Source organism: Bacteroidota bacterium (genome assembly GCA_016195025.1).
In the GTDB taxonomy this organism is placed as follows: Bacteria; Bacteroidota; Bacteroidia; order Palsa-948; family Palsa-948; genus Palsa-948.
In genome coordinates this window covers 1-20,073 of record JACQAL010000047.1, presented here as the reverse complement: position 1 = coordinate 20,073, position 20,073 = coordinate 1, and the positions used below count along the sequence as shown (strand labels likewise).

The window sequence follows — 20,073 nt, the reverse complement described above, 5'->3', positions numbered from 1 at the left end:
ATCTCCTTAAAAATCGCTGAAATTCCGGTTTTAATTTTCGAAATCGGAAATTACCGTACGCCTCGTGACGTGAGTGGTACGCCTCGTGGCGTGAGTGGTACGCCTCGTGGCGTGAGTGGTACGCACGTGAGTGGTACGCCTCGTGGCGTGAGTGGTACGCCTCGTGACGTGAGTGGTACGCCTCGTGACGTGAGTGGTACGAACGCTGACGATTACCGCACCACCGCTGGCGTGAGTGGTACGCCTCGTGACGTGAGTGGTACGAACGCTGACGATTACCGCACCACTGCTGGCGTGAGTGGTACGGTAATTTTGGATTGAAATACCATACTTTTCCCGCTATTTTATAACCACTATTTTTCCCTGCTCCAGCGTTTTTTCAGTAGCAGTTACGCTAAGAATATTTTTTTGAAAAACAAATAGTAAGGAAATAGGGAATAAGGATATAAGGTATAAGGCGGAAAACCGGCTTCCAATAATCACCCCTTGCCCGGCTTTCCCGGAAAGCGGGTTTCGTTTTTAGGCGGGTATTGGAATACGGAACAAACGCCTTTTCTTATCTTTGCTTTCGCAAAAAAAATACATGGCTCTGATAAAACCCGTAAAAGGAATTTCTCCGAAGTTCGGAAGCAATTGTTACCTGGCAGAAAACTGCACCGTTGTTGGCGATGTGGTGATGGGTGATGACTGTTCGGTTTGGTTCAATGCCGTGGTGCGTGGCGATGTTCATTATATAAGAATAGGAAACAAAGTGAACATACAGGACGGAGCCATTATTCACTGCACCTATCAGAAAGCCCCGACAACTATCGGAAACAATGTGAGCATCGGGCATAACGCCATTGTGCACGGCTGCACGGTGCATGATAACGTGCTCATCGGCATGGGCGCCATTGTGATGGACCATTGCGAAATAGGAAGCAATTCAATTATTGCTGCAGGCGCGGTGGTGCTTGAAAATACGAAAGTGGAACCGGGCTCGGTATATGCCGGAGTTCCTGCAAAAAAAGTAAAAAACATTAATCCCGAACTTCAGAAAGGAGAAATTGAACGCATTGCAAATAATTATGTAATGTATTCGGGTTGGTTTAAATAAAAAATATTCTTCCCTTCTGTAACTTTTTAGTAACTTCATCGTCTTATTCTCAGAAATCAAACTTAATTCAATAAAAAATGAAAACTAAACATTTAATCTTCAGCGGAACAATTCTCCTGTTCGCAGCAGCGCTTTCTTTCACCGGCTGCCGCAAAGAAAACACAAAAGACAACGACACCAGCGGTGCCGAAGACAACGCGCTTGCCGACAAAAACTTTGAAGACATGCACCAGGCATCAAACGAAGCCGCTTCTGGCGGGCTGAGCAGTTTCAAAGGAAGTGACAACTCTGTCATTCTTTCCGGCTGCGCCACCATCACTCCTGATACGGCAAACAAAAAATTTACCATTGACTTTGGCTCTAGTCCCTGCCAGTGCAAAGACCTGCGCTACCGCCAGGGAAAAATTTATGTTTCCTGGAGCGGATTAAAACCGTATCCTAAATATTGGGATTCGCTTACTACCATTACGATTACTACCAATCCGACCGATAATTATTATGTTGGAAATTCTTCCAGCGCCATGAATCACGTAACGGGAACCAGAACGGTTATCAATAAAGGGCATAATACTGCGCACCACATGAATTGGGATGTTACAGATAATGGGACAGTAACAAAAGCAAGCGGAGGAACTATCACCTGGCAATCGAACCGCAACCGCGAATGGATTCAGGGAGAAGTTACTCCTCCTACCCCCGTATACTGGCCCAATTGCATTTTCGGAATTACCGGTTCTGCAAGCGGAGTTTCAGCAAAAGGAGTTCAGTTCAGCGTGAATATTACCAGCGAATTGATTCGTGATTTAAGTTGCGGAAAACATTTTGTAAAAGGAACCGTTGATTTCACTCCCGGCAGCAAACCTGTGCGCCATGTGGATTTCGGATACTGCGATGCAACCAAATCTTCTTCCGGCTGCTGCGATGACTGGGTTTCCATTACCGTTAACAGCACCACCGTCTACAAGCAACTTCCGTAAAAAAACTTTTGTGAAAGAAAATCCTCTCCGGAAAATTTCGGAGAGGATTTTTTATTTTATGCAGAGGGAATAATTCTATTTTTGCTTTCCCTCTTATGCCTGACATAATAAATCTTTTACCCGATTCCGTTGCCAACCAGATTGCGGCAGGCGAAGTCATTCAGCGCCCGGCATCGGCAGTGAAAGAGCTTTTGGAAAATTCCATTGACGCGAAAAGCGCGGACATAAAACTTATCATCAAAGACGCGGGCAGAACTTTAATTCAGATTATTGATAACGGCATCGGCATGAGTGAAACAGATGCGCGCATGTGTTTTGAACGCCACGCCACGAGTAAAATAAAATCAGCAGACGATTTGTTTCACATTAAGACGATGGGCTTTCGCGGAGAAGCAATGGCTTCCATTGCCGGTGTTACGCAGGTGGAATTGAAAACCAAACGAAGCGAAGACCAGCTCGGCACACAGATAACTATTGAAGGCAGCGAACTGAAATCTCAAATGCAATGCGCCTGCGCGAAAGGAACGAGCATCAGCGTGAAAAATCTTTTCTTCAATGTTCCAGCGCGAAGAAATTTTTTGAAATCCGATTCGGTGGAACTGCGCCACATCATTGAAGAATTTCAGCGCGTGGCAATCGCTCATCCTGAAATTTCTTTTTCGCTTCATCACAACAACTCTGAACTTTTTCATCTGGAAAAAGGAACGCTGCGCCAGCGGCTCGTAGGAATCTTTGGAGATACTTATAATCCGCGTTTGGTTCCGGTGGAAGAAAATACAACCATCGTGAATGTAACGGGCTTCATCGGCAAGCCGGAGTTCGCGCGCAAGACGAGAGGCGAGCAATTTTTTTTCGTGAACAACCGCTTCATCCGCAGTTCGTATTTGCATCACGCGGTTCAGAATGCGTATGACCAATTATTGCCCAATGATTCTTTTCCTTCGTATTTTCTGAATATGGAAATTGACCCGAAGGCGATTGATGTGAACATTCATCCCACAAAAACGGAAATCAAGTTTGAAGACGAGCGTTCGGTTTATACGATTATCCGCGCTGCGGTGAAACAATCGCTTGGCAAATACAACATTGCTCCTTCGCTCGACTTCGAACAGGAAGTAGCGATTGAACTTCCTCCGCCAAAATCCCGCGAAGAAGTTTTAATGAACCCTCCGAAAATTTCCATCAATAAAAATTACAATCCGTTTAGGGAGGAAGAAAAGAAAGAAGAAAGGAAAAAAACTTTTACTTATTTTGATTCGCCTGCAAAAGATTTTTCCCAAGAGATAGAGATAGAAATAAAAAAAGAAACAGAAGTTCAAACGGAATTTAATATTGAAGGAGAAAAATCTACAAAGACCTCCGCGTATCAATTGCACAGCAAATATATTCTCGCACATATAAAAACCGGAATGATTGTGATTGACCAGCAGGCAGCGCACGAGCGGATTCTCTATGAAAAATATTTTGAACTGGTGGACAAACAAAAAGGAACTTCGCAGCAGCAGTTGTTTCCGCAAACGCTGGAGTTTTCCGCCAGCGATGCGGTGGTGGTAAAAGAATTGCACCGCGAACTGCACGGGCTCGGTTTTGATATTAATGAATTCGGAAAAAATACTTTTATCGTGCACGGAATTCCCGCAGATATTGCCGGGCAAAATGTTTTTGAACTGCTGGAAAAACTGATTGAAGATTATAAATCATCGCAGGGTGGAAAATCACAATTGAAAGAGGCGAAGAAAGAAATTGTAGCGAAAGCAATGGCAAAAAATCTTTCCATCAAACCGGGCGTGGAACTTTCGAAAGAAGAAATGAGCCACATGGTGGATGAGTTGTTTGCGTGCGCCATGCCCTACTCTTCTCCTTCGGGAAAACCAACGCTGATTACAATTCCGCTGGAAGATTTGGAAAAAAGATTCAGAAAATAAAAAGGAAGAATGGAAGATAGGAAGATAGGAAGATTGGGAAGAAACAACTTTGGCTGTTTTCATCCTTCCGCTATTCCACCCTTCCATTCTTCCGCATATTTTCGAAGCATAGATTTACTTTTGCACACCAATCTAATTTGAATTAGTTTCATGTCCTACCAGGAATACCGCCCATCAGGATTCAGAATACTTCCTCCGGTTGTAAAGAACCTGCTCATCATCAATGGAATTTTCTTTGCTGCGACAATTATTTTTGAAGCAAAGTTTAACATTGATTTAACAGATAATCTCGGCTTGCATTATTTCGGTTCAGAAAAATTCCGCCCGCATCAAATCATCACGTACATGTTCATGCACGGAGGATTTTCGCACATCTTCTTCAACATGTTCGCGCTTTGGATGTTCGGCAACGCGCTGGAAAATTACTGGGGAGGAAAAAAATTTTTAATCTTCTATGTGGTGTGCGGGCTGGGCGCTGCCATTACGCACTATGCTATTTTTTATTTCCAGGTGCATCCGGTGATGGAAACGGTGAGCAGTTATCTTTCCAATCCCGATTTAAAAAACTTTGAGGGGATTTTTCAGCCGCTGATGAATGAAAATCTTCACCGCAATTCTTCCGAGGCAATGAACAACCTGATTAATCAATATAATTCTGTTTCTGCTCTCGGAAATCCCTCCGAGAAACTGCAACTCTCCATTGATTTGATGAACCAATTCAGAACGGATTTTTTAAACGAACCCACGGTGGTTGGCGCATCGGGAGCCATCTTCGGTTTGCTGCTTGCTTTCGGAATGACTTTTCCGAATTCCATGATATATATGTATTTTCTTTTTCCTCTCAAAGCAAAATATTTCGTCATCCTCTACGGCTTGCTCGAACTTTTTGGCGCAGTGAACCAATTGCCCGGTGATAACGTGGCGCACTACGCACATCTAGGCGGAATGCTGTTTGGGTTTGTGCTGATTTGGATTTGGTCCGCTAAAAGACGGACTCCGTAACTTTGTTCGGAGAAGAAACGAAGAACAAACTTTTAAAGTGAGGTAATTTCTTTCTTTGCCGTTTCATATTCTTCCATAATCTCCTCCACAATTTTCTTCACCGGTTTTATTTCGCGGATGAGCGCGCTCACTTGTCCAATCTCCAGTTCTCCTTCTTCCAAATCACCTTCAAACATTCCTTTCTTGGCGCGGGCTTTTCCTAAAATATTTTTTAATTCATCAGAAGTTGCGCCTTTATCTTCCGCTTCCTGCACCAATTTATAAAATTTATTTTTCACCACGCGCACGGGCACTAATTTCTTTAATGAAAGTTGCGTATCGCCTTCGTTCAGTTCGGTGATTTTCTTTTTGAAGTTTTCGTGCAGAGAAGATTCTTCGCTGGCGGCAAACCGCGAACCGATTTGAACTCCGTCTGCGCCCAGCGCCATAGCAGCAAGCATCTGCCTTCCGGTGGCAATTCCTCCTGCTGCAATTAACGGAATTTTCACTGCTTTTTTTACGAGAGGAATTAAAACCATTGTGGTGGTTTCTTCTCTTCCGTTATGACCTCCGGCTTCAAAACCTTCTGCCACCACTGCATCGCAGCCGGCTTCTTCGCACTTCTGCGCAAACTTTACGCTGCCTACCACATGCGCCACTTTTATTCCACGCTCTTTCAGCCGGCCCGTCCACGCCTTGGGATTTCCGGCAGAGGTAAAAATAATTTTCACTTCTTCTTCCGCAATAATGTTCATGATTTTTTCTATGTCGGGATAAAGCAATGCCACGTTCACGCCAAAAGGTTTATTCGTTGCCTTCTTGCATTTCTGAATGTGCTCGCGCAAAACATCGGGATACATGGAAGCGGAACCGATGAGCCCAAGGCATCCTGAATTTGCAGCAGCAGCAGCAAGCCGCCAGCCGCTGGTCCAAACCATTCCCGCCTGTATAACCGGGTATTTAATTCCGAATAAATCGCAAATTTTGTTCTTCACGGAATAATACTATCTTTGTAATAAGAAATTAATTTTCAAAACCGAAACAAAGTAAACGAAAATTCCGTTCAACCATTATAGAATAGTTGAGATGAAAAAAATATTTACTTTCTTTTTTATAGTGTTATCAACGCTTGGATTTTCCCAGTTCAAATGGGATTTCGGAGTGAACGTTGGCGCGGCAAATTACCTGGGCGAAACGGGTGGAAAAGAAAAAACGCGCAGAGATTTTATTCTTGACCTGAAACTTTCACAAACCCGCAGCGCCATGGGAGGATTTGCGCGCTATAAACTGAACCCGGATATTTTCATTAAAGGCGCAATTGGCTGGTACCGCATTTCCGGCAGCGATGCACTTTCCACCAATCCCGGCAGAAGAGGACGCAACTTAAGTTTCCGCAACGATATTTTTGAAGCGAGCATAACAGGACAATATATTTTTTATGACATTGCCGATTTGGGAAGAACCTACCGTTACCGCAACGATTTCAAAGCATATATTTTCACCGGTGTTGGCGGATTTTATCACGACCCAAAAGCAAAATACAACGGCTCTTGGGTGGATTTGGCTCCGCTGCACACCGAAGGGCAGGGAATTGTTTCGGGCGCGCCAAAACCCTACGGCAAATATCAGTTATGCATTCCTGCAGGTGCCGGATTTTATTTTACCATCAGCAAAATTTACCGCGTTGGCTGGGAATTTAACTGGAGAACAACCTTCACCGATTACCTCGATGACATAAGCACAACTTATGTTGACCCGAATGTGCTTCAAAGCGCCACTGCAGTAGCGCTTGCAAACCGCAATCCGGAATTATCGTATTCAGAAGGCTCCAACCTGCCGGCTCCTGAAAATTATTATCCGCATACAGAGAATGGCGTAATGAAATATCCCAAGCGCGGGGACCCCACGCACAATGATTCTTACCTGAGCACCACCATTAATGTAAGTTACGCGCTGAAAGGAAGAAGTAAGTTTGCCAAGTCGAAATATAAATCTTACTTCAAGGGGAAAAAATATACCAAGCGCACCATCCGTGCGAAGTTCTAAGACACAAACTGCCGGAGTTTTGAAAGCGGTTTTAGAATCAACGTAAAAGAATTCGGCTTCAGGTTATTTATCGTCCATGCGAGTTTATCTTCCCTGTTCGCTTTGATTCTGCTTTTCAAATTTACATTGCTGATTCCACCCGTTCGCATTTTCACGAGCACTTCGGGAATATAGGAGGAAGAAATTTTATGCTTGTACAAAAAGCGGAGCATGAGTTCGTAATCGGCAGAAATGGAAAATTGCGTGTTGAACATTCCGAATTTTTCATAGCAAATTCTCTTCACGAAGAAAGCAGGATGAGGGGGCATCCAGCCCTTGAGAAAATTTTTTGCATCGAAAGGTTTTGATTTCCAGTGACGGAAAACTTTTTCCGTATTTTCTTTCTGAACATATTGCATATCGCCATAAATGCTGTCAACTTTTTTTTCTTCAAACTCTTTTACCACGCGCGAAATAATTTTTTCGTGCGGATAAAAATCATCCGAATGAAGAAGTCCTACAACATCTCCGCTGGCAAGTTGGATTCCTTTATTGAGAGCAAAATACATTCCTTCATCTTTCTCAGAAATAAATTTTGAAATTCTGTTTTTATATTTTTCAATAATGGAAATCGTGCTGTCGGAAGATTTTCCATCTATAATTATATATTCAACGTCTTTGTAGTCCTGATTCAGCACGGATTCAATGGCAGATTCAATGGCAGATTCAGAATTTTTGCAAACGGTTATGATGGAAACTTTCATGATATCAATGTGAAATTACCTAATTTTATCTTCCATATTTTATTTCAAATGTCTTCGGCAATTCTTTTTCAATGCATCCCTGCCTATAAACCGGTTCCGACAATTCGTTTAATAAAATCGCTTCCTGAAAATTGCAAAATATTGCTTGACATTGAAGACAGCATTCAGGATATTGAAAATCCTGAATTCAATTCTGCCTTGAAAGAAAAAGCGAGAGAAGATTTGCTGGCGATTATAGCAGGAATAAACAGAAAATTCAGTTTAAGGATAAACAATTTACTCGGAAAAGAATTTGAAAGAGATAAAAAAATTTTGCTACTGGTAAAAGATAAAATAGAAAGTGTTTTTATTCCAAAAGTAGAAAACAAAGAAGAAATTAATTTTTTCTGCGATGAATTTGACCGCAGTCTTAATCTGAATTTAATCGTTGAAACAAGAAAAGGCATTGAATGCATTGATAAAATTCTGAACACACAAGAAGGAAGTAAAATCGAATTTATATTCTTCGGCAACTATGATTACCATTTAGATACCGATACTTATCCAATCGCTGAGCAAAATTCTTCTGCTTACTGGGAAATTGTTAAGCCCCTTATATCTATAATAGAAAAAAATAAAATCAGTTTTGGAAACAGTCCTTACGCTAACATTCCCGATGTAAATTGTCTTCACCACTCTTTTAGCATCTTGTCAGCTTTTTGCTGCAGAAATTTCGGCCTGATGTCTTTGCATAAAATTCAAACAAATTATTTTCAAATGCTAATGAGTAAACCCGATGATAAAAATAAATTTAGAGGTGAAGAAGGGATTTATGCGAAGCATGTTTCCGAGTTTATAAAAAACAAATTGAAAGGAAGAAGTTTCGCGATTGATAAAAACAACCGGATTATTACTCCGCAAGAATATTTGCTTCTCAAAAAAAGACAGAATGGATAAATTAAAAATTGGTTTTTTAGGCGGATGCATTAACCGTCAGCAGGGAATTCAGAGAAACGATTTGTATTATTCTATGTTTTCTTACTTGCTGGGGAAAGAGAAAATAAACAATCAAATTTTATTGGAGCAATATTTTTCTTACGACCAGCTGGTTGAGTGTTCGAGAAAATTCGTGGATGAAAAAAATCCTGATTGGCTGTTTTTATTTATTCGTCCTTTCCCGCTTATGCCGTTGCACAAGCCCATAATAAAATATGATTTGCAAGGTAAAAAAACCGGAAGAACGCTTCATCCGGCTTTGTATAACAGAGAATTAAAATGGAAGGGAAAACTATCAGAGCATCAGCGTACCGAGCCACTTCAGATTATTCAAAGAAAAAAGTTTGAGTTGCGGGATTTGAATATCATTGCAGGAATTTTAATCGGACTGCATAGTTGGGCAATGAAATATTTAACAAAACAAATAAAGGAAATTCATTCATTTTGCAATAGAAAAGGAAAAAAAATTGTTGTCATTTCTCCGCCTAAAAATCCTGAATCAATTATGGGAAGTTTAATATGTAAATGGACAACCGCATACTTTAATAAATATTGCCATAATAATCAGATAAGATTTGTCGATATAAATTTAATTTCTGCGGATTATTTTGAAGAAGACAAGATTCATTTTAATGTCGCGGGGCATAAACAACTTGCCGAATTAATCGCAAAAGAAATTTTCAAAGGTTAAATAATTTTTTCCATACCGCAAAACTAATAATGCGAAACACCCGCACGCCATCGGCATGATTGGCAATACTGAAAAAAATTTCCGGATTGCTTTTTATTTTTTTTACATCAATAAAATCCTTTACCGAATCATCTAACAAATCCATGCAATCATTTTTTATTTCCGTCATCCATTTATCAATGGGTGTAACAAATCCGAGTTTATCTTTTCGCTCTTTAATTTCTTTCGGCAAATAACTTTTCATCGCCTCGCGCAGCAAATATTTAGTAATGCCGTTATGAATTTTATAAGAGCCGGGCATGCTGAAAACATATTCCGCCAGCCGGTGGTCATCGGCAAAAGGAGTGCGCGCTTCAATGGAATGCCACATGGAAGAACGGTCTTCATATTTCAGGTACATTTTCAGTCGCGCATTTACAAAATCTTTCAGCAAAGCTTCATTTACATCTTTTGATTTTTTTACAAACATTTCCGACTGCATTTCGCCCCCGTTAAGATATTCTGCAATAACATCCGGTGATAAATAATTATAATGCTTGTAGCGCGTTTGATAGATACTTTGCCGCACGGCAGGCGGTAACTTTGAAATAAAATTTTGCCTTAGAAAATTTTTTGCAATCTCTTTCAGATTGAAAAATGATTTTCCATTCGCAGAAACTTCAGAAATAAAATTTCCGAACCGGAATTTGCGGAGCAGTTCATTCCAGAAAACAACAGCGTAAGAAAGATATCCGCCAAATAATTCATCTCCACCTTGTCCGTCAAGAATCACTTTGATTCCTTTTTCTTTTGCGCGTTTCATCAGTTGAAACTGACCGTACGTTCCCGTAGAGCAAACCGGAATATCCTGCGCATAATTTAAATCCTGAAAATCTTTCAACAATTCCCGGGCGGTAGGAGAAACTAAATTCCATTCTGCATTTGTTTGCTCCACAACAAATTTTGCCCAGTGGCTTTCATCAATTTCTTTTTCATCAAACTTCAGCGTAAAAACATTCAACTTATCTCCAAGGTTTACTTTTTCTCCTGAAGAAATTAATTTTCCCATCACACTCACAATGGCAGAACTGTCAATTCCACCGCTGAGACAAGAACCTACCGGCACATCAGAACGCAAGCGAAGTTTTACTGCATCTGTAAAAAGTTTTTCGGTTTCATTTCTGTATTCCAAAAATTTATTTTCATTGAATGAAGAAAAATTTGTGTTCGCTTTCAAAGAATAGTAATTCCATTTTCTAATTTTTTTTGAATGCAAATCCATTTCAAAATTCTGAGCAGGCATAATTTCAAAAATATTTTTGAACATGTTTTCCTCTCCCAGTTCAATATATTGAATATCGCCTGCTAAAAATTCTGCCGCTGCCTTTCGATTAATACTTGTTTTTACATAGGGAAGTTTCAGTAATGCTTTCTGCTCGGAAGCAAAGGCAAAAACTTTTTCGTCTTTGTAATAATAAAACGGCTTCACCCCTGCTCTGTCCCGCGAGCCAAACAAAATATTTTTACGCGAATCAAAAATTACAAAAGCCCACATTCCGTTGAAATGATTCACGCAATCAGAATCCCAATGTAAATACGATTGCAAAATCACTTCCGTATCGGTATTGGTTCTGAATGAAAATCCTTTTTGCTTTAATTCCTCCCGAAGTTCTATATGATTATAAATTTCTCCGTTGTAAACAATCCATATTTTTTTCTGCACATCGCACATGGGCTGATGTCCTGCTGCAGAAATATCAATAATGGATAATCTGCGGTGCCCGAGGACAAACTGAAAATTCTTTTGAGAAATATTTTCTATTGAAACATCAGGAGAATAATTTAATGAAGAACTAATAACAGCGGAAGGCGTATCTTTTCCATAAGCAGAAATAATTTCCGAATCGCTTTGGAATAAAAAACCTTCTCCATCCGGACCGCGATGGCGAAGCGTATCTGTCATCGCCTGCACACAGCGATGCATGTCTGTAACTTCTCCTTTGAGATTTATAATTCCCGTTATTCCACACATAGATTACTGACCGGAAGAAAAAATATTTTTCAGTTCGACAGAAACAAGTTCAATATCTTTTTTTGTAAACAGAAAATCATTCAATCTGGATTCTTTTGTTTCGCTGATAAATTTCCATAACTGGTAAACAACACTCACAGAGTAGGAAATACTTGCCGTAATTCCAGCGCCTGTCATTCCATATTTCGGAATCAAAATAATTCCCAAAACTACTGTTACAATTAAACCGATGAAAGAAGCGATAACGCATATTTTAGGATTTCCTACTCCGACAAAATAAGAACTCAAAATTATTCCAGCCGATAAAATAATAATTCCCGCGCTGAGCGGAAACAAAATTATTTTTACTTCTTCGAAGCCGCTTCCGAATACAAATGCAAATAGTGAAGATGGAAGCACGAGCAAAATGAATGTGAAAATAATTGTGCAGACAAAAACAATTTTGATTAATGCCACAGTCAGTTGACGGGATTTAACAATATCCGATAAATTCACAATTCTTGAATAAAGTACAAGCGAAACGCTTTGCGCTATGAGCCAGACGGCTTCTGCTATTGACACCGCCACAGAATAAATTCCCACTTCTTCTCTTCCTCCGGAATGAAAGTGGTCAAGAAAATAAAAACTCAAACGCGCATTGAACATATGGGCAATGGCACTGCTTTGCAACACAAATCCTTTTTTGATTGCTTCAGAAAAAGTTTCTAAAATATTTTGCAATGAAATTTTTTCAAAATATTTTAGTATGAAAAATAAACTAACCACAAATGCTGTTGCCGTGGAAAAATACAAAGCATGAATGTAGGAGGAAAGATTTTTCATCCCGTAAAATTCAATATAAAATAAAAAAGCAGCAATCAAAACAAGAACCTGAATAAGAGAAGTGAAATTGTATTTGTTTATTTCTTCTTTCCCGGTCATGATTTGCGTATTAATGGAAACAAAAGAAAAAATTATGGAAATGATTACGAGCTGAAGAAAATTTTCTTTCTCGAGCAAAGAAAAATTCAACAGGATTACCGGAACAATAAAGGAAATGATTACTGCCCACACATAAGAAATTAAAAGCAGTTGCATACTATTTTTTCGCGGAACGAGATAAACCAAAAAGGGACCTCCGATGAAATTGCTTACCAACTGGACAATGGTAAGATTCAGCGCGAATAAACTCACATCGCCTTTTCCTTTCGGACCGAGATATTGCGTGGTGAGTATGGCAAGAAAAAAATTTAACCCGGCAATAATTCCCCGGAAAAAAATAGTGGAAATAATTTTTTTAATCATTGCGCATTGCTTTCCGGTAAATCATTTCAAATTTTTTTCCCACGCTTTCATAACTGAAATTTTCCACTGCATATTCCCGTATTTTTTTTGAATCGTAATTTTTCCGCTCGTCCAGCATTTTTTTCATGGCATTGCATAGTGCGTATTCGTCTTTTGGCTGTATCAACATTCCATATTCTTCTTTGATATGTTCGGGCACACCGCCTGCTGTAGAAGAAATAACCGGCAATCCGCTTGCCATCGCTTCCAGAATTACTACCGGAAGATTTTCATAGTTAGAAAACAAAACAAAACTATGCGCCTTTCTCATTTCTTCAGCAACACCCGTGAGCGGCTTGGCATTTTTCAAAAAAACATATTTATTTAAAATTCCTAATTCAGCAGCTGTTTTTTCATGAAAAGAAAAATCTTTCTCGCTTACAATTTTCAAAATAAAATCAGTTCTTTTTTGTGACAGCATTTTTACAGCGCGCAAAATTCCTGAAACATTTTTTTGTTCATCCAGCGTGGTTGACACATGCAGGAACGTGAACCTATCTTCTTTATTTGAAATCGCAGCAGGAAAAAATACTGAAGTATCCACTACGTTGTAAACTATTTCAAACCGCGAACCTAAATGATGTTTCTCCATTGCATTTTTCAAATCTATGCTGACAGGAGTAATTATTTCTGCTGCGCGGGAAATTATTCCCGTTAAAAATTTTTTCGGGGCGCTGCTTCTTTCAAACGCTCCGTCACTTGCAAGATATCCGGTCCAGTTTTCGGTGAGAATATATTTCGCTCCGGAAAATAATTTCAGGTAATAAGCAAAAATTCCTGCGGGCCATAAAATATTCAGGTGAATCAAATCCGGTTTGCCGAAATGAAGTAAAATATATTTCCAACCGAGAAGATGCGCTTTTAAAAATCTCCAAGCTCTCTGTAAAATGTTTTTTGTTTTTTTATAATACACATTCACAGTAAAAACTTCATTGAGCGTTTTCGATTCAATTTCAAAATTGTTTTTCATTCTATCATCAGAAGCAACATAAAGAGCACACATTTGCACATACAGTGCAGCTGCTTCCGTCTGGCGCTGAACAAAACTTCCCAAATATGGTTCCACTCTGCCTGGATACCAACTTGCCAGCACTAAAATTTTTTTTCTGTTCTCCATACTTAAATTGCCGCGGAAAAGAAAAGAGTGATGAACGCGGATAGATTCAAAAGAGCAGTGCTATTATTTATATTTTTACAAAAAATATTTCTGCTCCGTAAAAATATGAAGAAAATCCGTAAAGCCGTTAAAGCAATTGTAAGTGCAATAAAAAATCCCTGGCTTCTGAATACTATTTTATCCGATGATGCCGAATGGAAAAAATATATTGAGAAAAAATATAAGATAAAAAATTTACCGCTTGTTGAAATAAATGATTTGATTCCGTGCTTTTCAGAAACCGTTGAACTTGCTTTCCTGGACGGAAGTTCGCTTCCCACCGATATGGCGCTTCTGAAAGCTCTCTGTAAAAAATTTGAACGCTGCAACTATTTTGAAATCGGCACCTGGCGCGGGGAAAGCGCAATGAATGTTTCAACAATTGCAGATAAGTGCGTTACATTTGACCTCTCTAAAGAAGAATTGCGCAAAAGAAAAATTACTGAAGAAGAGATTAAATTGCACTCCTTTTTTTCCAAAGACAAAAAAAATATTTTGCATTTGCATGGAAACACATTTAAGTATGATTTTTCTGAACTCAATGAAAAATTTGATGTCCTGTTTATTGATGGCGACCATCATTATGAATATGTAAAGAATGATACGGAGAAAGTTTTCAGAAATTTAATTCATGAAAAATCCATGGTGGTTTGGCACGATTACGCGCATTCTCCTGAAACAATCCGCTATGAAGTTTTAGCGGGAATTCTGGATGGCATTCCTGAACAATTCCGAAACAATCTTTATCACGTTTCAAATACATTATGTGCAATTTTCATCAGAGAAAATATTATTTCAAAAGAATTTCATTCGCCCGCCAAGCCGGATAAAAAATTTGCAATCAAGATAGAAACCAAAAAACTCAATTGAGTTTTTTGGTTTTGAGGCGGATGGAGTTGCCTATTACAATCACATCTGAAAATGCCATGGCGAAAGCGCCAATCATCGGGCTCAGAAATCCGGCAGCGGCAATTGGAATTGCAATTACATTGTAAAAGAAAGCCCAAAAAAGATTTTGCTTTATCGTTTTCAAAGTATGTTTGCTTATGAGGTAAGCCGTTTGCAGTTGCTGCAAATCTTTTTCGTTCAACAAAATTATCTGCGAAGAATGAATGGCAATTTGCGTGGCGTTACCAATGGAAATTCCCACGGTGGCTTTCGTTAATGCCGGAGCATCATTGATACCATCGCCCACCATTGCTGTATGTTCTTTTTTTGAAAATGAATCAATCAGATTAAGTTTCTGTTCGGGCAACTGCTCGCTGTAAATATTTTCAATTCCCAATTTTTTTGCAATTGCCTCGCAGCTGTTTTTTCTGTCTCCGCTGAGAAGAATAGGAGAAATATTTTTCGCTTTCAAAAAAGAAATTGTTTCTCTTGCATTCGTTTTAATTTCATCTTCAATATCCACATAACCTGCCAGCGAATTATTTTTAACTACATACAAAGAATGAGAATCGTCTTTGGTTATTTCAGAAGCAATACGAAAAGAACCAACTTTAAAAATAATTCCATCATTTGTTTTTGCTTCCACGCCAACTCCTTTTAATTCTTTTATATCAGAAAAAGTTTTTGATTGTACGTTTTTTGTTTTCAATTCCTGAACTATTGATTTTGCAATGGGATGGGAAGAATGCTGTTCAAGTTTAAAAAGTATTGCTTCAATTTCTTCTTTTGAAACTCCATTCAGCGAATGGATATTTTTTATTTTAAATTTTCCGTTGGTGAGCGTTCCTGTTTTATCAAACACAATATTTTTTGTCTTTGCAAATTCTTCCAAAGAACTTCCGCCTTTGATGAGAATTCCATTTTTTGCAGCGCGTCCGATTCCAACCATTACCGCAGTTGGAGTGGCAAGCCCCATAGCGCACGGGCAGGAAATTACCAGCACGGCAATGCTGTTCATCAGAGATTTTTGAACATTAACATCAAAAACAAAATGACAAATTAAAAAGGTAAGAACAGAAATCACCAACACAACCGGAACAAAAATGTTGCTGATTTTATCTCCGAGTTTTTGAATTTTAGGTTTGGCTTGCTGCGCGCTTTTCACCATTTCAATAATTTTTGAGAGAACAGTTTCCTTCCCTATTTTTTCCGCAAGCATTTTTATATTCCCTTCTGCGGCAATTGTTCCGCCAATAACTTTATCGCCTTTTGATTTTTCAACCTGAACGCTTTCACCGGTAATCATGGATTCATCTATAGATGCATTTCCGGAAAGGACAGCACCATCCACAGGAATTTTATCTCCGGTATTTACCATCAATACATCGCCTGTTAAAATTTCTTTTGCAGAAACTTCGTGAATCATTTCTTTTCCATTGTGCAGCATAATTTTTTTTGCAGTGGTAATTTGCAGTTTGCTTAATTCGCCAATGGCGCTGGTGGTTTGTTTCACGGAACGGTGTTCCATCACATTTCCCAGGAGAATAAGCGTGATAATTGTGGCAGCCGTTTCAAAGAAAAGATAATTATGAACTTCACTGGTTCCATAGAAGAGAAAAATTCCAACGACACTATATACGAATGCCGCGCCCGAGCCAAGCATTACAAGCACATCCATATTGGGCGCGCCAACTTTCACAGAACTCCATGCGCTTTTTCCAAAGTGCAGACACCCGATGGTAAAAACAGGAAAACAAATTGCCAACTGAATCAGCGGATTGTTCAGAATAAATTCATCGGGAAAAATCATGTGCGATAAAAAAAGTACGATGGTGAGCGGAAGAGTAAAAAGAAAATATTTTTCTACCCGTGATATTGTGTGTTCGTGTGCATGAACGGTTTCTTCGCTCACCACTTTATACCCCGCTTTTGAAATTCCTGAAATAATTTTCTGAAGATTGTTTTGGTCTGGTAGATGAAAACTTGCTTCGCCTGCTGCATAATTCACCGTTGCATTTTCTGCTCCGTTATTCTCTAATACTTTTGTAATCGTCATGGCGCAATGGGCGCACGTCATCCCTTCAATGTTCAGCGTATTATTTTTTTCCATAGCAAAGCAAATGTAGACGATTCAGAAAGTAAAGTAAAAAAAGAAAATGAACAGAATTTCTGATACTCGTCAGGATAAAAACACCGCGTCATTTTTTCCTCCGTTCAGTTCCACCGAAATATGTTCCTGCATGGTGGTGGCAAGAGAAATGCCGACATAATCGGCTTTCACAGGAAAAGAATGATGGTCGCGGTTAACGAGCACCACGCTGCTGAGGCGCTTCACGGAATATTTTAAGAACGGGTCAATGCCATAGAGCATGGTCCTTCCGGATTCCAGCACATCGTCCACAATAATTACCACTTTTCCTTTCACGTCATTTTCAGAAAGGTTTACTTTTATTTTTTCTGAAAGAGGATTTTTTTTGTTTATAATGATTTCGGAAAGTTTTATTTTCAGCGGAGAAATTTCTTCCAGCTTTTTTGAAATCCGCTCCGCGAGCAAATAGCCGTTCTTTGCAATTCCCGCTATGATAATTTCTTTTTCCAGATGATTGTTTTCATAAATCTGGTACGCCATGCGGTCAATGCGCTGCTGAACCTGGCGGGAACTTAATATTAGCGTTTTGGAACTCATTGTGAAAACGAAGATATGAAATTACTACTTTCGTTTTGGAATGAAGCAAAAACAAAAAACAAAATTTCCCCAGCCCCCTTTACAAAGGGGGATAAAGCAGCCATCCACCATTGAGAAAAAAAGACGGTGGACGCTTGGATTAATTATTGCAGCGCTGGGATTTCTTCTTTACACAAACACCTTGCATCACGGCTATGTGCTCGATGATTTTTCAGTAATCAAAGAAAACAATATTGTGCGGCAGGGCATTCACGCCATTCCGGAAATTTTTAAAACATCGTACCGGCAGGGTTATCTTTCGGTGAAGGATGGTTTATACCGCCCGCTGTCGCTTGCGCTTTTCGCAGCAGAGTGGAATTATTTTCCTGACAAGCCGGGCGTAAGCCATTTTGTAAACAGCATGCTGTATGCGCTCACCGGGTTTTTACTTTTTCTTACACTGCTCAGATTATTTTCTCACCGGCTGGTTTCTGTGGAAAAAAGTGAAGCCCTTGCATTTATTGCTTCGGTTCTATTCATTGTTCATCCGCTGCATGTGGAGGTGGTTGCCAATATTAAAAGCCGCGATGAGATACTTTGTTTTTTATTTACGGTTTCAAGTTTGGGATTTGCCCTGAAGTTTACGGATGAAGCGAAAAAGAAATTTTTATTTTACTCTTCGCTTTGTTTGTTTCTTGCATTTCTCTCTAAGGAAACCGCCATTACCTGGCTCGTTATTCTTCCCATCGCATTGTATTTTTTCCGGGAACTTCCGCTGAAAAAAAATTTTGTGACTATGATTCCCATAGTGGTTGTTACAGGAATTTATCTTGCCATTCGTTCAAAGGTCTTGCAAGGCGCGCTGGCAGACGATTCGGTTTCCATAGCGGATAACGTTATTGCGGGCGCAAAAACTTTCAGCGCGCATACCGGCACTGCGTTTTACATTCTTGGATTATATGTTATAAAATTATTTTTCCCCCATCCGCTTTCGTACGATTATTCCTTTAACCAGATTCCGGTGGTGGAAATGGGAAATATGTTTTCGATTCTCTCTTTATTATTTTATACGGGAATTGGAATATATGCAGCTTTTATTTTAATAAAATCTTTTCAGGACAAATCTCACTTCTCACTTCTTACTTCTCACTTCTCTTTCGGAATTTTATTTTTCCTGGTTACCGTTTTTCTTTTTTCCAATCTTGTTCTCCTCATCGGCACTTCCATGGGCGACCGCCTGATGTATTTTCCTTCGCTCGGATTTTGCATTTGCATTTCGGTTCTGTATGTGAAATTTTTCAGGATGGAAAATCTGAAAATAGAAACCGGAAACCGGAAACTCTATCCGCTGCTTGTAATTCTGATTCTCTTTTCGTATAAAACATGGTCAAGAAATTACGACTGGAAAGATAATTACACGCTTTACTCTCACGATGTAACTCTTGTTCCCAACAGCGTGAAGGCGCATTACTACCTCGGGCTTGAATTAGTGAAAGTGGTTGCAGAAACAGAACAAGATGCGGAGAAGAAGAAAAAAATATATGAAGAAGGAATTGCTGAACTGGAAAAGGCGGCAAAAATTCTTCCCTCATTTTCAAGCGCCTACACGCAAATGGGAGTGGCGTATTACCGCATGAAAAATTATGAAAAGGCAATTGAGAATTATAACAAGGCAAATGAATTAAAACCAGCCGATGCCATTACGCTGAACAACATTGGCACGGTTTATTTTGAATGGAAAAAATATGCCGAAGCAAAACAAAAGTTTCAGGAAGCGCTAACAGTTGACCCGCGTTTTACAGATGCCTACATGAACCTCGGAAGCGTGCAGGGCACGATGGGCGATTATACCGGAGCCATTTCAAGTTTTCAGAATGCCATTACCTATGCGCCCGATAATGCCCGCGCGTATTTTTTCATTGGCATTACCTATCAGAACATGGGCGATAAAGCGAATGCGGAAAAATATTTTCAGGCAGCGGAAAAGATAGACCCGAAATTTAAACAGCAATAAAACCTATTCCTCCTTTTTATTCTTGTAGTTCTCTATAAAAAACTTTTCGTACCCGGAACTGTTTTTCTCTTTGTAAAAGACAATGTAATTATCGGCAGAAATCGGAAAAACATTGTACTCTTCCGGAGAAATATCTTTAAACACTTTGGCGTCCTGGTTCACCAAATCGTAATAGTCCTTTGCTTTGCCTGCCAGCGGAAAACTTTTCACCACAATAACCTGGCGTTCCATGTCTAATAACACATTGCTCACGTTCAAATCGCTGTTGCGGAAATATTCCGCGTTGAAATTTGAAACGCGGATTTTAAAATCTTCCGCGTTCATTTTTTTTGCCGGAAGAATAATGATGCAGTAATGTTCCGCGCTGTCTTTATACGCATAGGGCGATTGTTTCACGGTGTCTTTTTTCGCGGAAGTATCAACAGGGGCTTCTTTCATTTTTTTCAGGTGGTCTAACAGTTCCTGCGCTTTTGCCTTGGCGGGGTCTTTCGGATATTTTGCCATCACACCCTGCAATGCTTTTTCGTAATCGTCAGCGCCTTTGGTTTTCCCTATGGAATAGGCGCGCAAAAGCGCAAACTT

18 protein-coding genes are annotated in these 20,073 nt (G+C 39.6%); 10 read left to right on the top strand and 8 right to left on the bottom strand.

Translation table 11 applies throughout. The features are described from left to right. Positions 1-168 precede the first annotated feature (168 nt). From HY063_09735 to HY063_09715, 5 genes are all read left to right on the top strand, one after another. Positions 169-321: a hypothetical protein gene (locus HY063_09735; GenBank protein ID MBI3502064.1), complete on the top strand. Its 153-nt coding sequence runs from the start codon at positions 169-171 to the stop codon at positions 319-321. Positions 322-583: 262 nt separating this feature from the next. Then, positions 584-1,096, top strand: coding sequence for a gamma carbonic anhydrase family protein (locus HY063_09730; GenBank protein MBI3502063.1), 513 nt, complete (start codon positions 584-586; stop codon positions 1,094-1,096). A gap of 77 nt (positions 1,097-1,173) precedes the next feature. Further along, entirely contained in the window at positions 1,174-2,073 is a 900-nt protein-coding gene (locus tag HY063_09725) for a hypothetical protein (GenBank protein MBI3502062.1), read from the top strand. A 95-nt stretch (positions 2,074-2,168) separates the two neighbouring features. Then, complete coding sequence (gene mutL / locus HY063_09720) at positions 2,169-3,998, top strand: DNA mismatch repair endonuclease MutL (protein MBI3502061.1); 1,830 nt, start codon at positions 2,169-2,171, stop codon at positions 3,996-3,998. Between the two features lie 150 nt (positions 3,999-4,148). After that, on the top strand, positions 4,149-5,000 hold the full coding sequence (locus tag HY063_09715) for a rhomboid family intramembrane serine protease (protein MBI3502060.1): 852 nt from the start codon (positions 4,149-4,151) through the stop codon (positions 4,998-5,000). A gap of 32 nt (positions 5,001-5,032) precedes the next feature. Here HY063_09715 and HY063_09710 read toward each other — a convergent pair whose 3' ends face one another. Next, positions 5,033-5,974, bottom strand: a complete 942-nt coding sequence (locus HY063_09710; protein ID MBI3502059.1) for a nitronate monooxygenase — start codon at positions 5,972-5,974, stop codon at positions 5,033-5,035. 91 nt (positions 5,975-6,065) lie between these two features. Between HY063_09710 and HY063_09705 the strand changes: the two genes are divergently transcribed. Continuing rightward, complete coding sequence (locus tag HY063_09705) at positions 6,066-7,025, top strand: hypothetical protein (GenBank protein MBI3502058.1); 960 nt, start codon at positions 6,066-6,068, stop codon at positions 7,023-7,025. Here the strand turns inward: HY063_09705 and HY063_09700 are convergent. Beyond that, positions 7,022-7,768, bottom strand: coding sequence for a glycosyltransferase (locus HY063_09700; protein MBI3502057.1), 747 nt, complete (start codon positions 7,766-7,768; stop codon positions 7,022-7,024). The genes HY063_09705 and HY063_09700 overlap by 4 nt on opposite strands. 48 nt (positions 7,769-7,816) lie before the next feature. On the opposite strand from HY063_09700, the gene HY063_09695 reads away from it, so the two are divergent. Further along, positions 7,817-8,704: a hypothetical protein gene (locus HY063_09695; GenBank protein ID MBI3502056.1), complete on the top strand. Its 888-nt coding sequence runs from the start codon at positions 7,817-7,819 to the stop codon at positions 8,702-8,704. Continuing rightward, on the top strand, positions 8,697-9,434 hold the full coding sequence (locus HY063_09690; GenBank protein MBI3502055.1) for an SGNH/GDSL hydrolase family protein: 738 nt from the start codon (positions 8,697-8,699) through the stop codon (positions 9,432-9,434). Before HY063_09695 ends, HY063_09690 begins: the two co-directional genes overlap by 8 nt. Here HY063_09690 and asnB read toward each other — a convergent pair. Genes asnB through HY063_09675 form a run of 3 tightly spaced genes read right to left on the bottom strand, consistent with a single transcriptional unit; the run spans position 9,424 to position 13,885 of the window. Continuing rightward, positions 9,424-11,445, bottom strand: coding sequence for an asparagine synthase (glutamine-hydrolyzing) (gene asnB, locus HY063_09685; GenBank protein ID MBI3502054.1), 2,022 nt, complete (start codon positions 11,443-11,445; stop codon positions 9,424-9,426). The two genes, HY063_09690 and asnB, sit on opposite strands and share 11 nt — an antisense overlap. Positions 11,446-11,448: 3 nt before the next feature. Continuing rightward, positions 11,449-12,729 carry a polysaccharide biosynthesis C-terminal domain-containing protein gene (locus HY063_09680; GenBank protein ID MBI3502053.1) on the bottom strand — a complete coding sequence of 427 codons (1,281 nt, stop codon included), beginning with the start codon at positions 12,727-12,729 and terminating at the stop codon, positions 11,449-11,451. Continuing rightward, positions 12,722-13,885 (bottom strand): glycosyltransferase, encoded by a 1,164-nt coding sequence (locus tag HY063_09675; GenBank protein ID MBI3502052.1) that lies wholly within the window; start codon positions 13,883-13,885, stop codon positions 12,722-12,724. The genes HY063_09680 and HY063_09675 overlap by 8 nt, the downstream gene beginning before the upstream one ends. 105 nt (positions 13,886-13,990) lie before the next feature. On the opposite strand from HY063_09675, the gene HY063_09670 reads away from it, so the two are divergent. Further along, complete coding sequence (locus tag HY063_09670) at positions 13,991-14,794, top strand: class I SAM-dependent methyltransferase (protein MBI3502051.1); 804 nt, start codon at positions 13,991-13,993, stop codon at positions 14,792-14,794. On the opposite strand, the gene cadA is transcribed toward HY063_09670, so the two are convergent. Together cadA and HY063_09660 are read right to left on the bottom strand one after the other, a co-directional pair. Further along, a complete protein-coding gene (gene cadA / locus HY063_09665) occupies positions 14,787-16,922 on the bottom strand; it encodes a cadmium-translocating P-type ATPase (protein ID MBI3502050.1) in 2,136 nt (711 codons plus the stop codon). The genes HY063_09670 and cadA overlap by 8 nt on opposite strands. A 69-nt stretch (positions 16,923-16,991) precedes the next feature. Beyond that, complete coding sequence (locus HY063_09660; GenBank protein MBI3502049.1) at positions 16,992-17,498, bottom strand: phosphoribosyltransferase; 507 nt, start codon at positions 17,496-17,498, stop codon at positions 16,992-16,994. 40 nt (positions 17,499-17,538) lie between these two features. Between HY063_09660 and HY063_09655 the strand changes: the two genes are divergently transcribed. After that, positions 17,539-19,491, top strand: a complete 1,953-nt coding sequence (locus tag HY063_09655; protein MBI3502048.1) for a tetratricopeptide repeat protein — start codon at positions 17,539-17,541, stop codon at positions 19,489-19,491. Positions 19,492-19,494: 3 nt separating this feature from the next. On the opposite strand, the gene HY063_09650 is transcribed toward HY063_09655, so the two are convergent. After that, the coding region (locus HY063_09650; protein MBI3502047.1) for a hypothetical protein at positions 19,495-20,073 on the bottom strand (579 nt) is incomplete at its 5' end.

Excerpts from the sequence above, each read along its gene's own strand:
- HY063_09730 (MBI3502063.1), top strand. The coding sequence starts at position 584 with ATGGCTCTGATAAAACCCGTAAAAGGAATTTCTCCGAAGTTCGGAAGC.
- HY063_09725 (MBI3502062.1), top strand. The coding sequence starts at position 1,174 with ATGAAAACTAAACATTTAATCTTCAGCGGAACAATTCTCCTGTTCGCA.
- mutL (MBI3502061.1), top strand. The coding sequence starts at position 2,169 with ATGCCTGACATAATAAATCTTTTACCCGATTCCGTTGCCAACCAGATT.
- HY063_09715 (MBI3502060.1), top strand. The coding sequence starts at position 4,149 with ATGTCCTACCAGGAATACCGCCCATCAGGATTCAGAATACTTCCTCCG.
- HY063_09705 (MBI3502058.1), top strand. The coding sequence starts at position 6,066 with ATGAAAAAAATATTTACTTTCTTTTTTATAGTGTTATCAACGCTTGGA.
- HY063_09700 (MBI3502057.1), bottom strand. The coding sequence starts at position 7,768 with ATGAAAGTTTCCATCATAACCGTTTGCAAAAATTCTGAATCTGCCATT.
- HY063_09695 (MBI3502056.1), top strand. The coding sequence starts at position 7,817 with ATGTCTTCGGCAATTCTTTTTCAATGCATCCCTGCCTATAAACCGGTT.
- HY063_09690 (MBI3502055.1), top strand. The coding sequence starts at position 8,697 with ATGGATAAATTAAAAATTGGTTTTTTAGGCGGATGCATTAACCGTCAG.
- asnB (MBI3502054.1), bottom strand. The coding sequence starts at position 11,445 with ATGTGTGGAATAACGGGAATTATAAATCTCAAAGGAGAAGTTACAGAC.
- HY063_09680 (MBI3502053.1), bottom strand. The coding sequence starts at position 12,729 with ATGATTAAAAAAATTATTTCCACTATTTTTTTCCGGGGAATTATTGCC.
- HY063_09675 (MBI3502052.1), bottom strand. The coding sequence starts at position 13,885 with ATGGAGAACAGAAAAAAAATTTTAGTGCTGGCAAGTTGGTATCCAGGC.
- HY063_09670 (MBI3502051.1), top strand. The coding sequence starts at position 13,991 with ATGAAGAAAATCCGTAAAGCCGTTAAAGCAATTGTAAGTGCAATAAAA.
- cadA (MBI3502050.1), bottom strand. The coding sequence starts at position 16,922 with ATGGAAAAAAATAATACGCTGAACATTGAAGGGATGACGTGCGCCCAT.
- HY063_09660 (MBI3502049.1), bottom strand. The coding sequence starts at position 17,498 with ATGAGTTCCAAAACGCTAATATTAAGTTCCCGCCAGGTTCAGCAGCGC.
- HY063_09655 (MBI3502048.1), top strand. The coding sequence starts at position 17,539 with ATGAAGCAAAAACAAAAAACAAAATTTCCCCAGCCCCCTTTACAAAGG.